Origin of the sequence: Stutzerimonas stutzeri, assembly GCF_002909485.1 — a bacterium.
GTDB classification, from domain to species: Bacteria; Pseudomonadota; Gammaproteobacteria; order Pseudomonadales; family Pseudomonadaceae; genus Stutzerimonas; species Stutzerimonas stutzeri_AH.
In genome coordinates this window covers 238,031-252,640 of the sequence record NZ_PPXG01000006.1, presented here as the reverse complement: position 1 = coordinate 252,640, position 14,610 = coordinate 238,031, and the positions used below count along the sequence as shown (strand labels likewise).

Annotated in this window: 6 protein-coding genes; 4 read left to right on the top strand and 2 right to left on the bottom strand. The window is 66.0% G+C overall.

The window, feature by feature from the left end; translation table 11 throughout:
- Positions 1–121: 121 nt before the first annotated feature.
- On the top strand, positions 122–2,674 hold the full coding sequence (locus CXK91_RS15965) for a TRAP transporter permease (RefSeq protein WP_103457093.1): 2,553 nt from the start codon (positions 122–124) through the stop codon (positions 2,672–2,674).
- Positions 2,675–2,799: 125 nt separating this feature from the next.
- Here CXK91_RS15965 and CXK91_RS15960 read toward each other — a convergent pair whose 3' ends face one another.
- Positions 2,800–4,491, bottom strand: a complete 1,692-nt coding sequence (locus tag CXK91_RS15960; protein ID WP_103457092.1) for a Na/Pi cotransporter family protein — start codon at positions 4,489–4,491, stop codon at positions 2,800–2,802.
- Positions 4,492–4,633: 142 nt separating this feature from the next.
- A complete protein-coding gene (locus CXK91_RS15955) occupies positions 4,634–5,530 on the bottom strand; it encodes a cache domain-containing protein (protein ID WP_103457091.1) in 897 nt (298 codons plus the stop codon).
- Between the two features lie 226 nt (positions 5,531–5,756).
- On the opposite strand from CXK91_RS15955, the gene recC reads away from it, so the two are divergent.
- From recC to recD, 3 genes are all read left to right on the top strand, one after another.
- The gene (gene recC, locus CXK91_RS15950) at positions 5,757–9,056 is read left to right on the top strand and encodes an exodeoxyribonuclease V subunit gamma (RefSeq protein WP_103457090.1); all 3,300 of its coding nucleotides are present in this window, start codon (positions 5,757–5,759) and stop codon (positions 9,054–9,056) included.
- Positions 9,053–12,601 carry an exodeoxyribonuclease V subunit beta gene (recB, locus tag CXK91_RS15945; protein WP_103457089.1) on the top strand — a complete coding sequence of 1,183 codons (3,549 nt, stop codon included), beginning with the start codon at positions 9,053–9,055 and terminating at the stop codon, positions 12,599–12,601. The genes recC and recB overlap by 4 nt, the downstream gene beginning before the upstream one ends.
- Positions 12,602–12,713: 112 nt before the next feature.
- Complete coding sequence (gene recD / locus CXK91_RS15940; RefSeq protein WP_103457088.1) at positions 12,714–14,564, top strand: exodeoxyribonuclease V subunit alpha; 1,851 nt, start codon at positions 12,714–12,716, stop codon at positions 14,562–14,564.
- Positions 14,565–14,610: the final 46 nt, after the last annotated feature.

Genomic DNA, 14,610 nt, shown 5'->3' with positions numbered 1-14,610 from the left:
GGCTCGCCAGGGCCGCGTCACTGGCGCGACCCTGATCGTTGCGATGCCTCGCTGAGAACCCGTGCGCCGGATGGCCACGGGTTTTCGCGGTTCCGTTACCTGAAAAAACAGGCCTCAATTCATGCAAGACAAACAACTGTCCACCGAGGAACTGATCGCCCAGGATGTTGGTGCGCGCACGCCCATTGGGCCGATCGCCGTGGTGATCGCCGGGCTCGCGCTGCTCTGGTCATTGTTCCAGCTGTGGATCGCCTCGCCATTGCCGTTCGTGCTTGGTTTCGGCGTACTGAACGACACCGAGACACGCTCCATCCACCTGGCGTTTGCACTATTACTGGCGTTTCTGGCCTACCCAGCATTCAAGAAGTCGCCCAGAGATCGGGTCCCTCTTGTCGATATCGCCCTGGGCCTGGTTGCCGCCTCCACGGCTGCCTACCTGTTCATCGCTTACGAGCAGCTGGCACAGCGTCCCGGCAACCTGACCACCATGGATCTGGTCACCGCCTGCATCGGGATTCCGCTGTTGCTGGAGGCCACCCGCCGCGCCCTCGGTCCACCGTTGGCGATCATCGCTCTTGTGTTTCTCGTCTATAGCGTCGCTGGTCCCTGGATGCCCGGCCTGCTGGCCCACCGCGGAGTCAGTTTCACCGCGCTGGCCAACCACCAGTGGATCACCACTGAAGGCGTATTCGGCATTGCGCTGGGCGTATCCACCAGCTTTGTCTTTCTTTTCGTGCTGTTCGGCGCCCTGCTCGAGCGGGCCGGGGCGGGGCATTACTTCATCCAGCTGGCCTTCAGCATGCTTGGGCATTTCCGTGGCGGTCCGGCGAAGGCTGCGGTCGTCGCCTCCGGGATGACCGGGCTGATCTCCGGTTCGTCCATTGCCAACGTGGTGACCACTGGTACTTTCACCATTCCGATGATGAAGCGCACCGGTTTCTCGGCAGAGAAGGCTGGCGCGGTTGAGGTGGCCTCTTCGGTCAACGGCCAGATCATGCCGCCGGTGATGGGTGCCGCGGCGTTCCTGATGGTGGAGTACGTCGGCATCCCCTATGTGGAGGTGATCAAGCATGCCTTCCTGCCGGCACTGATCTCCTACATCGCGCTGATCTATATCGTCCATCTGGAATCGCTCAAGCTGGGTTTGCAAGCGCTGCCGCGAGCCAGTGTGGCCAAGCCCTGGATGCAGCGGCTGATCGGCTTCGCCTTTGGCGCCGCGCTGATTTCCGGCCTGTCCCTGGGTGTTTATTACGGCCTTGGCTGGCTCAAGCCGATGCTCGGCGATTCCGCTTTATGGGTGATTGGCGTGCTGCTGGCGCTGGTTTACCTCGGCCTGCTGAAGATTGCCGCGAGCAATCCACCGCTGCCCCATGAAGACCCGAACATGCCGTTGGAGAAGTTGCCGGAAACCCGGCCGGTGCTGCTCTCGGGCCTGCACTTCCTGCTGCCGGTGGTGGTGTTGGTCTGGTGCCTGATGATCGAGCGCCTGTCACCCGGTCTATCGGCGTTCTGGGGCTCGGTGATGCTGGTGTTCATTTTGCTCACCCAGCGCCCGCTGCTGTCGTTGCTGCGCAAGGACGGTGGCCATGAGCACGGCACCTTCAGCGATGGCGTCGTCGATCTGCGCGAAGGCCTGATTGCCGGTGCGCGCAACATGATCGGTATCGGCATCGCCACGGCGGCCGCGGGCATCATCGTCGGGGCCGTTTCGCAGACGGGCGTCGGGCTGGTGCTGGCCGATCTGGTCGAGCTGCTGTCGATGGGCAACCTGCTGCTGATGCTGCTGCTCACCGCCTTCCTTAGCCTGATCCTCGGCATGGGCCTGCCGACGACCGCCAACTACATCGTGGTGTCCAGCCTGCTGGCGCCGGTAATCGTTTCGCTAGGCCAGCAGAACGGGCTGATCGTGCCGCTGATTGCCGTGCATCTGTTCGTCTTCTACTTCGGCATCATGGCCGACGTCACGCCGCCGGTGGGGCTGGCCTCGTTCGCGGCAGCGGCCGTGTCCAAGGGCGACCCCATCAGAACGGGTATCACGGCGTTCTACTACAGCCTGCGCACCGCAGCGCTGCCGTTCCTGTTCATCTTCAATACCGATCTGCTGCTGATCGGCGTGGATTTCTGGCACGGCGTGCTGATCTTCATCGTGGCGACCATCGCCATGCTTGTATTCGCCGCAGGCACGCAGGGCTACTTCCTGGTGCGCAGCCGCTGGTACGAAAGCGTACTGCTGTTGCTGGTTGCCTTTACGCTGTTCCGCCCGGGGTTCTGGATGGACATCATCCACGACCCCTATCAGGAAATCCCTCCGGCGCAGCTGGTGGAGGCGTTGGGCAGCGTCGATGAAGACAGCCAGCTACGCATGCGCGTACGCGGCGAGGATGCTGTTGGTGATTCCCGCGAATTCGTCTTGCTGCTGGCGATTCCGGACGGCGCCTCCGGCGAGGAGAAGCTGGCGAAGATCGGCCTGATGACCTACGAGGATGATGGCAAGTTGCTGGTCGACAGCGTCACCTTCGGCAGCCCGGCTGCTGAAGCGGGGCTGGAATTCGATCAGCAGATCCTCTCGGTACGTGCACCGGTCGATCGCTGGCCGAAGGAGCTGATGTGGGCTCCAGGCTTCCTGCTGTTCGGGCTCATCGTCTGGCTGCAGCGGCGACGCAAGCAGCGTTGATCGGCAGCAGTCGCTAGCAATCGGAAACCCCGGCCATGGATCCATGGCCGGGGTTTTTTATTGGTGGTGAGGAGCCGGGCGTTCGTCTAACTCAGTGTTGCGGCGTTCGCCGCCCCGACAGCCCACTAAGCGGGTCGCCCTGGCAGCGGTTGCTCCTTTATTTGCCTGTCGCGCGCAGCCCGGGGCTCGCTCGGGTGGCGTGCCTTGCTCCCACCGGGGCCTTCCAGCGCTGGATAGGCCGCACTGCAGAACAACGAGTTCAGGCGTTTCATGTCGGCGATCAGTTCCAGGTGTGCGGCGCTGGTTTCGATGCTTTCCACCACCTGCTGACGCAGGCGTTGCACATGGGAATGCGCCAGCTCGCGCTCCAGCTTGCGGAACTGACGTTTCTGCTGCAGCAGCTGCCGAGCGCCGTGGGAATCGCCGGAGATGAACACTGAAAGGCCCAAGCGCAGATTGGCGCTGAGTAGCGCATGCAATTGTCCGAGTTCTTCCAGCCCACTGTCGGAGAACGAGCGACGCTTGGACGTCTTGAGGTGCTGCACCTTGCTCGCCATATGTTCGACGATATCGCCGGCCTGTTCGAGGTTGATCGCCAGCTCGATGATTTCTGCCCAGCGTCGACCTTCCTGGTCGGCCAGGTCTTCGCGGGGCATTTGTGCCAGGTAGAGCTTGACGCCGCTATAGAGCGCATCGACGTCGTCGTCCAACCGGCGGATCTCCTCGCCGGCGTCGGGCCGGTCTTCGCGCAGCACCTCAAGCAATCGCGCCAGCATCAGCTCCACCGTGTCGCCGATGCGCAGGGTTTCACGAACGGCGTTGGCCAACGCCAAGCTCGGTGTGTCCAGCGCGGCGGGGTCGAGGTGTCGCGGTTGCGCCACGCCGTTGTCCAACGCGCGTTCCGGTAACAGGTATTCGCACAGGCTCGCCATCGGTTTAACGGTCGGCAGCAGGACCAGGCAACGCAGGCTGTTGTAGACCAGATGGAAACCAATCACCTGGGTCTGCGCGCTGTAGCCCAGGCCGTCCATCCAGGCCACAAGCGGGACGAGGAAAGGCAGCACGATGAGGCCGGCCAGTTTGTACAGCAGGTTGCCCAGCGCCACCCGCCGCGCCGAGGCCGGCTGCAGGCTGGCGTTGAACCAGGCGAGCAGACCGCTGCCGATGTTGGCGCCGATCACTAGGCCGAGCGCCACCGGCAGGCTGATCAGGCCGGCGCCGGCCAGCGTCGAGGTCAGCAGTACGGCAGCGAGGCTGGAATACGAAAGCACGGCGAATAGCGCACCCACCAGCACGGCGAGCAGGGTGTCGCCGGCCAGGGAAGAGAAGAGCACCTGCATGCCGCGCGCCTCGGTGATCGGCTCGGCGGCGTGCACGATCAGCTGCAGGGCAAGAATGATCAGGCCGAGGCCGATCAGCACGCGGCCGATCTGGCCGGCGCGAGTCTGTTTGCGCGAGAGGAACAGGCAGACGCCAAGCAGCGTCAGCAGCGGCGATAGCCAGGAAAGATCGAGGGTCAGCACGCGGGCCATCAGCGCCGTGCCGACATCCGCCCCGAGCATGATCGCCAGCGCCGTGGGCAGCGCCATCAGGCCTTGGGCGACGAAGGATATGGCCAGCAGCGCGGTGGCGTTGCTGCTCTGTACCAGCGCCGTGACGCCGATACCGGCGCCGAAGGCCAGCGGCGCATTGCCCATGCTCTGGCCGAGCGCCCGTCGTAGGTGCGAGCCATACACCCGCATGATCCCGGTACGCACGATATGCGTACCCCAGACCAGCAGGGCGATAGACGACAACAGGTGCAACAGGGTCAGCATCGGTCGGGCTCCTGCCTCATCGAGCAGCAACGACGAAAGCCTGCGTCACAAGGACGCAGATCTTCACCGGGGATACTCGATTGACCCTGGCCCGTCGGCCCCGTTCACCGAAACGTCATAAAGCGCCTGTCTGGCGCGCCGTTCAGGGACGGGTGTAGTAACCCACGCCGAGCAGCACGTCGTCGACCCGCCGGATCAGCGTGTGCTTCTGCTCGACCGCATTGGTCGCCGGGTTGCGCCAGACATAGTCGACGCTGCCGGAGCCCTGCTTGCGCGCCAGTTCGATCATCTCCTTGAACAGCGGCTTGCCGGCGGCGTCGTTGACGTTGCGCACATCGACACCCACCAGGTTCGGCGAGCTGCCGCTGGCGCGGTAGCGACCATCGTCGAGGCCGATGACGAAGACGTACTCGTCGTTGAAGACGAAGCCGCCACGCGGGTCGTTGAAGTTGCGGAAGGCCGCCTCGGCACCCTTGTCCTTGACCTGCTGCACGGCGCGGTCGAGCAGCGCCTTGGCGTGCTCGGCGGTGGCGCGCGGAATGTAGTAACCGACGCAGAGCACATGGTCGCCGACCTTGCGGAACTGGCTGATCTTGTTCTCGACCTTGTTGTCGGCCGGGTTGAGCCACTGGTACTCGACCTCGCCACTGTCCTGCTTGGCCGATTTGTCGAGGATTTCTCGGATGAACGACTTGCCGGCAGCATCCTTGAGCTCGCCGACGTTCAGCCCCACTAGGGCGGCCGAAGGACCACTACTGGCCTGCATGGTGCCGTCCTCGCCGAGCACGAAGATGTAGTACTGGCCGTTCACGTATTCGCCGTTACGGTCGTTGAAGACGGCCAGTGCCTGCTCCGGGCCCTTGGCCTGGAAGGTCAGCACGGCATTGTCGAGCAGGGCGCGGGCCTGGCTGGCGTGGCTGCGCTCCACCGAGCCGAGCGTCCGCTGCTGGGCTGGCTCCTGTGCGTGCAGCAGCAGCGGCACTGCGCCCAGCGTGGCAGATAGAGAAAGGGCGAGCAGCTTATTGCGGTTCCGGTTCATGAACGACTCCTGACCTGATGGCGGGCGACTGAGCGGCCGCCCCGTAGTCCCATGCTAGGCAGCGGCGGCGCAATTGATATTGGTCGAGAGAAGCAAAAGGGCAGGGCGAAAGGAGGAGATGCGCCACGACATGAGCTGTCGCATGGCCGATGCAAGCTGAAATCGCCGGCTCGCTCCCGTTGGGGACGGGCTGTAACCTAGCGGTTCTCGTTCAAGCGGTGCGCCCATGCTCAGCCTCTACCACGCTCCCGATCTGGAAACCCTCGGCGAACTGGCCACGCGCCTGCTCGCCCAGCCACTCGCCGATCCCTTCGCCCCGGCGCTGGTGGTGGTACCGAGCCAGGGCATGGGTCGCTGGCTGACGTTGGAACTGGCGCGCAAGCAGGGCATCGCCATGCAGCTGGAGATTCAGCTGCCGGCCAAGTTCGTCTGGGACCTGAGCCGTACCGTATTGGGCAGCCTACCGGAGCAATCGGCGTTCTCCCCGACCACGCTGACCTGGCGCCTCTACGGCTGGCTCTGCGAGTCGGCCAATCTCGAACTTGCGCCGCGCTTGGCGCAGTACCTTGACGGTGGCGACGAGCGCCGTCGGTTGTCGCTTGCCGCGAAGATCGCAGACGTCTTCGACCAGTACCTGCTCTATCGCGACGACTGGCTGGCGGCGTGGGAGCGGGGCGAAATGCAGGAACTGGGTCCTGACGAAGCCTGGCAGGCGCTGCTCTGGCGCGAGCTGACCAAGGACGGCCACCCGCACCGTGCGCGGCTGCTCGGCGATCTGCTGCAGCGCCTCTACAGCGACGAAGCATTGCCCGGTCTGCCCGAGCGCTTGCTGGTGTTCGGCATCAGCAGCCTGCCGCCGCACCATTTGCGCGTGCTCGACGGCCTGGCGCGGCATATCGATGTGGTGGTGTGCGCACTCAACCCTAGCCGCGAGGCCTGGGGCGAGATTCGTGATATCCGCGAGCTGGCGCGCCAGCCCGAGAGCGGCGCTGATGACTGGTATCTCGATGTCGGCCATCCGTTGTTAGCGAGCTTGGGCAAGCAGGGCCGGGACTTCTTCGATTCCCTGTTCAGCCTGACCGCCAGCGAAGGCAGCCAGGAGTTCGGCCTGTATTCCGAGGACGAAGACCTGCGCGACGACAGCCTGCTGCACGCGCTGCAGAACGACATCCTGCGCCTGCGTACCCGGCAGCCCGATGAGCGCATCACGCTCGCCGAGAACGACCGCTCGCTGGAAGTGCATATCGCCCATTCGCCGCTGCGCGAGGTGGAAATCCTGCATGACCAGCTGCTGGCGCGCTTCGCCGCCAACCCTGCTCTGACGCCCGATCAGGTGGTGGTGCTGACCCCGGATATCGAGCGCTACGCACCCTTTATCGAAGCCGTGTTCGCCCCACGCGAGGGCAGCCCGCGAATTCCCTACAGCCTGGCCGACCGCAGCCTGCGCGCCGAGATGCCGCTGATCGAGGCGTTCCTTGAATTGCTGATGCTGGCGCAGAGTCGTTTTGCCGCCGAGGAAATCCTCGCCTGGCTGGAGCAGCCGGCCGTTGCCCGGCGCGCCGGGATCGAAAGCGAAGACCTGCCGCTGCTGCGCGACTGGTTGCGGGAAGCCGGTGTGCGCTGGGGCCGCGACGGCTGCCAGCGTGTTCGCCTGGGGTTGCCCGACGAATCAGCCTTTACCTGGCGCCAGGGGCTCGACCGGCTGCTGCTGGGCTTCGCCGCGCCCCCACAACTGGCCGGCGACAACGCGCCACTGCTCGGCGAGCATTGGCCATTGGATGCCCTGGAAGGGGCACGCGGGCAGTTGCTGGGGCGGCTGGTGGAATTCGTCGATCGGCTCGGCACGCTGGCCGACCAGCTCGCCCGGCCGCGCCCGCTGGCCGAATGGGCCGATGACCTGCAAGTGCTGATCGACACCCTGTTCGACGAGCGTGAAGCCGGCGACACACTGCTCTTGTTATCCCAAGCTTGCGCGGCGTTGCGCGATCAGGCCCAGGCCGCGGACCTGACGCGCCCCATCGAGCTGGAACTGGTGCACCAGCAGCTCAGCACCGCCTTGCAGCAGGGTGGTGGCGCCTCGGGCTTTCTTACCGGCGCGGTGACCTTCTGCACCATGGTGCCGATGCGCAGCTTGCCGTTCCGCGTGGTCTGCCTGCTTGGGCTGGACGATGGGGCCTTTCCCCGGCGTACGCCGCCCTCGGGCTTCGATTTGATCGGCCGGCATCCACGCCGCGGCGACCGTGCCCGGCGGCTGGATGATCGCTACCTGCTGCTGGAAACCCTGCTTTCGGCGCGCGAAGCGTTGTACCTGTCCTATGTCGGCCGCGACCCGCGCGACAACGCCGTGCTGCCGCCTTCGGTGCTGCTCAGCGAAGTGCTCGAAGCGGTGGACATGACCGCGATGCTGCCCGTTGTTGAGGCTTCTGAGTGTGCCGGCCAGTCCGCGCCCAAGACGGCCAGCCAGAAGATCCTCGTTGCCCATCCATTGCAGCCGTTCTCACCGCGTAATTTCGGAGATGGGCTCTGCGCCGGTTTCTCGCTGCCCTGGTTTCGCGCCGCCGGGCGTCTGGCCGAGCCACCGCAGACCCAGCCGCAGCCGTTCGCCAGTCTGCTCGCCGAGCCCGATGACGCCTGGCTGACTATCGAGCCGTCGCAGCTGTTGCAGTGTTTCCGCCATCCGGCGCGCTTCCTGCTCGAACAGCGCCTCGGTTTGCGCCTGGCTGACGATCAGGAATCGCTCGCCAGTGATGAGCCGTTCGATCTGGAGATGCCGGCCTGGAACGGCCTGCGGCGGCTGTCACTGCAGGCGATGGAGCACGGCTGGAGTGACGAAGATGAACGGCGCATGGCTTGTGCGGCCGGCTGGCTGCCGACGGGCGAGCTGGGCCAGGCGCTGTGGGGCAAGCTGCGCGGGCCGGTGCGTGCCTTCGCGCCGCGCCTGTTCGAACTGCGCCCAGAAGCAGTGCCCGAGCCGCTGCCGGTGGACATCACCCTGGCTGGCGTGCGCATACATGGTTGGCTCGACGGCGTAACCCCGGCCGGGCTGTTTGGCTGGAAGCTCGGTCGCCTCGGTGAGTGGGATCTGCCGCCGTTCTGGCTGCGCCATCTGCTGCTCAACCTGTCCGCCACGCCCGGTATCGAGCGCCACAGCCTGATGCTGTCGCCCGCCGGTGATTGGCAGCTGGGGCCGCTGGCCAACGCTGCCGAGCTGCTCGAACCCTGGCTCGACGCCTATCGCTGCGCCATCCGCGAACCGCTGCCGTTGTTGCCCCGCAGCAGCCATGCCTTCGCCAAGGGCTACCGCAAGCCGGCCCGCGGCAGTGAACCAATCGACTGCGCTCGCAAGCGCGCCCGCGAAGCGTGGCTCGGCGCCGAGTTCAGCCCCATTGCCGCCGAAGCCGAAGACCCCTGGAACGCCTTGGCCTTCCGCGACCGCGATCCGCTGGACGAGCGCTTCGAAACACTGGCTCAGGAATTGATCGGCCCTGCGCTCGATGCGCTGGCTGAAGACGAGGAGGAAGCATGAAACTCGACCTGCTCGATTCGCCCTTCGACGGCCGCTCGCTGATCGAGGCCAGTGCCGGCACCGGCAAGACCTGGACGCTTACCGCGCTGTATGCCCGGCTGCTGCTGGAGCGACAGCTGTCGGTGGGGCAGATTCTGGTGGTCACCTACACCACCGCGGCCACCGCCGAGCTGCGCGAGCGCATCCGCGCGCGGCTGGCTGACCTGCTGGCGGTCTACGACGGCACGCCCAGCGACGACGACTTTCTCAACCGCCTCCACGCCCGCTACCCGGACGAAGCCTCGCGCCGTCGCCTATTGTTGGCCGTACACGGTTTTGACGAGGCGGCTATCTTCACCATCCACGGCTTCTGCCAGCGCGCCCTGCAGGATGCCGCGTTCGAGGCCGGTGGCGATTTCGATAGCGAGCTGACCGCCGATGACCGCGAGATCATCGACGCGCTGCTCGCCGACGCCTGGCGCAGCGAGCTGGCCGCCGCCGATCCGGCCTGGGCGCGCTTCCTGGCGAAGAGCCGCATCACCCCGCTGTGGTTGCGCCAGCGGCTGCGTAGTCATCTGGGCAAGCCCTATCTACGGGTCGAGCCGCAGGGGGCGCCGGTTGCCGCCGACCTGCGCCCGGTTGAAGCCGCCTGGCAGCGCGCCGCTGCTCTGTGGGAGGAAGCGGGCACCGCCTGGGTCGCCGAACTGCTAGCCCACGGCGGGCTGAACCAGAGCACTCACAAGGGCATCAAGTTCGCGCCATGGCGGAGCGAACTCGACGCCTATTTTGCCGACCCGGCCGTGATGTTCGATCTACCCGATGGCGCGGCCAAGTTCGGCGTGCGCGCCTTGAGCAAGGCCTGCAAGAAGGGCTTCGACGCGCCGGTGTGCGAGCTGGCCCATGCGCTGGACGAGCTGGCCGATCAGGTGGCCGAGGCACTGCCAGCGGGCAAGCAGAGGCTGATCGCATTGCAGGTCGCGCTGCTGGAACGGCTCAATCGCGAGTTGCCGGAGCGCAAGGCGGCGCAGCGGCTGTTGGCCTTCGATGATCTGCTCAATCGCTTGGATTTGGCCCTGCAAGGCCCTGTCGGCGAGGACCTGGCGGCCTCGCTGCGCGCCACCTATCCGCTGGCGCTGATCGATGAGTTCCAGGATACCGACCCGATCCAGTACGCCATCTTCAATCGCATCTATGCCAAGGCCAGCGAGGCGTCGCTGTGTTTTGTCGGCGATCCCAAGCAGGCGATCTACGCCTTCCGCGGGGCGGACCTTGCAACCTATATGACGGCCAAGCAGCAGGCCGATCGCGAGCCCTTCAACCTGCCGACCAATTATCGCTCGACGCCCGAGCTGATCGCCGCGTTGAACCAGCTGTTCGATCATCCGCAGCCGTTCGCCCAACCTGATCTGCGCTACCCACCGGTGGGTGCCGCCGACAAGCCGCGTGCGAGCTTGCGGCTGGTGGAGGAGGGCGAAGCTGCGCCGCTGGCGTTGGTCTGGCTTGGCGACGATCCGCTGGGCAAGGGCGAGGCCGCGCAGCTGGCGGCAAGTGACACCGCACGGCGTATCGCCCTGCAACTGGCGGGCGCCGCCGAGGGCCGCGCCGGTTTCGACAAGGACGGCGTGTTCGCGCCGCTCAAGGGTGGTGACATTGCCGTGCTGGTGGCCAACCATCGACAGGCCGGGATGATCGCCGAGGAGCTGGCGGCGCGCGGTGTGCCCAGCGTGCGCCGTGGGCGCGACAGCGTCTGGCGCAGCGAGGAGGCTGGTGAGCTGGCTGCCGTGCTGGCCGCCTACGCCGAGCCCGGCCGCGAAGGGCTGCTGCGCTATGCACTGGCCACGCGCCTACTGGGCCGCAGCGCCGCCGATCTTGCCCGCTGTCAGGACGATCAGCAGCAGTGGGATGCCGAGCGCGAAGCCGCAGAGCGTTATCACCAGCTCTGGCAGCAGCAGGGCTTCATGCGTGTATTCCGTGCCTGGCTAGACGAGCAGGCCGTAGCCGAGCGGCTGCTGGCGCGTGTCGACGGGGAGCGTCGGCTGACCAATCTGCTGCACCTTGGCGAATTGCTGCAGGCCGAAAGTCTTTTGCGTCCGGGGTTGGAGCCGCTGCTCGCCTGGTTCAACCAGCAACGTGGTAGCGAAGGCGCCGGTGAAGAAGCGCTGCTGCGCCTTGAAAGCGATGCCGAGCGGGTGCAGATCGTCACCATCCACACCAGCAAGGGCTTGGAATACCCACTGGTGTTCTGCCCCTTCCTCTGGGACGGCAAGCTGCTGGGCAAGAACCGCGACAGCGCCCGCTGCCACGACGCCAGCGGCCAGCCGCTGCTCGATCTGGGCAGCGGCGAGCTGGAGGAAAATCTCGAACGCGCCCGTCAGGAAGTCTTCGCCGAGCAGCTGCGCCTGGCCTACGTGGCCCTGACCCGTGCCCGTGATCGTCTCTGGCTGCATTGGGGGCCGGTCAACCTGTGCAAGCCGAAGAAGGATGGCAGCCTGGCCGAAGAGGGCCTGCACAGCAGTGCCCTGGCCTGGCTGCTGCACGGCCGTGAACTGCCTGGCGAGCAGCCGCTGACCGAACTGGGCAATCATCTGGCCGACCTTAACGACGGCAGCCTGCGCCTGGCCATCGAGCGGCTGGTACAGGGGAGCGACGGTCATATGGCCTGCGTGCCGCTGGAGCTGCGTGAAGCCAGTGCCCAAGGGCCCGGCCGTGCGGCGGCGCCTCAGCAGTTGTCGCAGCTCAATCGCAGCCTGCACAGCGCCTGGCGGATCGGCAGCTTTTCCGGCCTTGCGGCCGGCATGCACATGGAAGCACCCGACCGCGACGCCCTGGCCATCCCCGATGCCGGCGAGCCGGGCAGCGGCTTCTTCGCTTTTCCCCGCGGTGCGCGGGCCGGTACCTGTCTGCACGCCATCCTCGAAGACTGGGCGCGGGGCAAAGGCGAGCTGGAGACGCTGGTCGAACCCGCCTTGCAAGCCTACGGTTTGCCGCTGGAGTGGAAGGAAATCGCCATCAGCCATCTGCAAAAGGTGCTCGACACCGATATGAATGGCGCCGGCCTGACCCTCGCCGCGTTGCAGTCGGCCAGACGCCTGCCTGAACTAGGCTTCACCTTTCCGGTGCGGGACCTGGATGTGACGCAGCTGCGCAGCCTATTGATCGATCCGGCCAACGGCCTCGCTGCTCCACTGCGCGAAGCGGCGGCGCGGCTGGAGTTCGACAGCCTCAAAGGCTTTCTCAAAGGCTTTATCGACCTGACTTTCGAGCACGACGGCCGTTGGTACATCGCCGACTACAAGTCCAACTGGCTCGGACCTGACGCGAGTTACTATGGCGGCGAACGGCTGTTGCAGGCGCTGGCGGGCGAGCACTACTACCTGCAATACCTGATCTATCTGGTCGCCCTGCGCCGCTTTCTCCGTCAGCGCCTGGCTGATTTCCACAGCGAACAGCTCGGTGGCGCCTTCTATCTGTTCCTGCGCGGCATGCCCGAGGCCGGCGTCTATTTCGCGCGGCCGGACGATGCGCTGCTCGATGCGCTGGATCGGTTGTTCGAGGAGGGCAAGTGATGCACGTGGAGTTTGTAGAAATTGTCGGGTGGCAGCTTGCGTCCGTTGAACGCGCTGATCCTGCCCACCGTTGGGACCGTCGTCTGGCACCTTCTGTATCGAGGCCTACCCGATGACGCTTCGTTCAGAGTTACCCCTCGGTCCCCTGGAGCGCGCCTTCGTCGCCAGCCTGCAACGCCTCGAACCGGATGCGCCCGAGCCGGTGCTGCTCGCCGCTGCGCTGTGTTGCGAAGCCCTTTCGTCGGGGGATGTCTGCCTGCCGCTCCAACGATTAGCCGGCAAGCGACCCTGGCCTGAAGTCGACCTAGCTTTGCCTTCGCTGGCGCAATGGCGTGCGCAACTTGAGGCCTCGCTACTGATCGGCGGACCGGACGATTACGCGCCGCTGACGCTCGTGGGCGATCGGCTTTACCTCGCCCGTTACCAGGCTTATGAACTGCAGCTGGCGGAACAGCTGTTGGCTCGCGCGGCGGACGCACCCGATGTCGATGAAGCTCGGCTGAGCGACAGCTTGGCGCGCTTGTTCGCCTTCAACCAACAGAGCCCCGACTGGCAGCGGTTAGCCGCGGCCCAGGCGGTACGTCGCCGCTTGGCAGTGATCTCCGGCGGCCCCGGCACCGGCAAGACCACCACCGTGGTTCGTTTACTGGCGGCATTGCTGGAGCAGCCCGGCGGCGAACGCCTGGCCATCGGCCTCGCGGCCCCCACCGGCAAGGCGGCGGCGCGCATGGCCGAAGCGATCCGCAACGCCAAGGCCGAGCTGCCGGTCAGCGATGCCGTCAAGGACGCCCTGCCGGACGAGGCGCGCACCCTGCATCGTCTGCTCGGCAGCCGCGGTGATAGCCCGAAGGTGCGCCATGACGCGGTCAACCCGCTGGCGCTGGACGTGCTGGTGGTGGACGAAGCCTCGATGGTCGACCTGGCGCTGATGGCCAAGCTGGTCGCCGCTCTGCCGCCCAAGGCGAGGTTGATTCTGCTAGGCGACAAGGACCAGTTGGCGGCGGTGGAAGCCGGCGCGGTCTTCGCCGAGCTTTGTGAGGGTCGCGGTTTCGATACCCAGGCCGCGGTCGATCTGCAACACATTACCGGGCAGAATGTAGCGGTCGAGACGCCGCGCTCACGCCTCGGCGATGCGGTGGTCCTGCTCACCCACAGCCATCGCTTCGCCGGCGATAGCGGCATCGGCGAGCTGGCGCGGCGAATCAATGGCGGCGACGCCAAGGGCACGGTCGCGCTGCTGCAGGAGAACCGCGCCGATCTCGCCTGGAATGAGACGCCCAGCCCCGCGGCGCTGATCGAGCGACTGGAGCAGGGCTATTCGCCCTATCTGCAGGCCGCACGCCAGGCCGATCCATCCGCCGCGTTCGAGGCCTTCAACGGCTTTCGCGCGCTGACTGCCCAGCGCGAGGGCGCCTTTGGCGTCACCGGCATCAACGAGGCGCTGGAAGCGCGCTTCAAACGCCGCCTCGGTGTGCCGGCCCGCGAACGCTGGTACCCCAGCCGCGCGGTGATGGTCCGGCAGAACGACTACGCGCTGGGCCTGTTCAACGGCGATATCGGCCTGTGTCTGAGAACCGAGCAGGGGCTGCGGGTGTTCTTCGAGGGCGACGAGGGCTATCGCGGCTTCGCCCCGGCGCGCCTGCCGAGCCACGACAGCGCCTTCGCCATGACCGTGCACAAGAGCCAGGGCTCGGAGTTCACCGAAGTGCTGCTGGCGCTGCCAGAACAGCCCAGTCCATTGCTGACGCGCTCGCTGTTTTACACCGGCATCACTCGGGCCAAACGCAAGGTGGATATCTGGGCACTGCCGGCGCGTCTGGCCGAGGCAGTCAACACCCGCGCCGAGCGCGCCGCAGGATTGGCCGAGCGGCTGGCGCTCCCCTGCGTCCCGACCAGAGCCACAGAGGTAGTGCCGGCGACCAAGCCCGATGAGCCTAAAGGCGATCAGCTCAGTCTGTTCTAAACCGTGCGCGGCTGCTCGAAGCCGGCACGATCGCTGCTCATCGCCG

Coding starts and splice junctions, on each gene's coding strand:
- CXK91_RS15965 (WP_103457093.1), top strand. CDS start 122: ATGCAAGACAAACAACTGTCCACCGAGGAACTGATCGCCCAGGATGTT.
- CXK91_RS15960 (WP_103457092.1), bottom strand. CDS start 4,491: ATGCTGACCCTGTTGCACCTGTTGTCGTCTATCGCCCTGCTGGTCTGG.
- CXK91_RS15955 (WP_103457091.1), bottom strand. CDS start 5,530: ATGAACCGGAACCGCAATAAGCTGCTCGCCCTTTCTCTATCTGCCACG.
- recC (WP_103457090.1), top strand. CDS start 5,757: ATGCTCAGCCTCTACCACGCTCCCGATCTGGAAACCCTCGGCGAACTG.
- recB (WP_103457089.1), top strand. CDS start 9,053: ATGAAACTCGACCTGCTCGATTCGCCCTTCGACGGCCGCTCGCTGATC.
- recD (WP_103457088.1), top strand. CDS start 12,714: ATGACGCTTCGTTCAGAGTTACCCCTCGGTCCCCTGGAGCGCGCCTTC.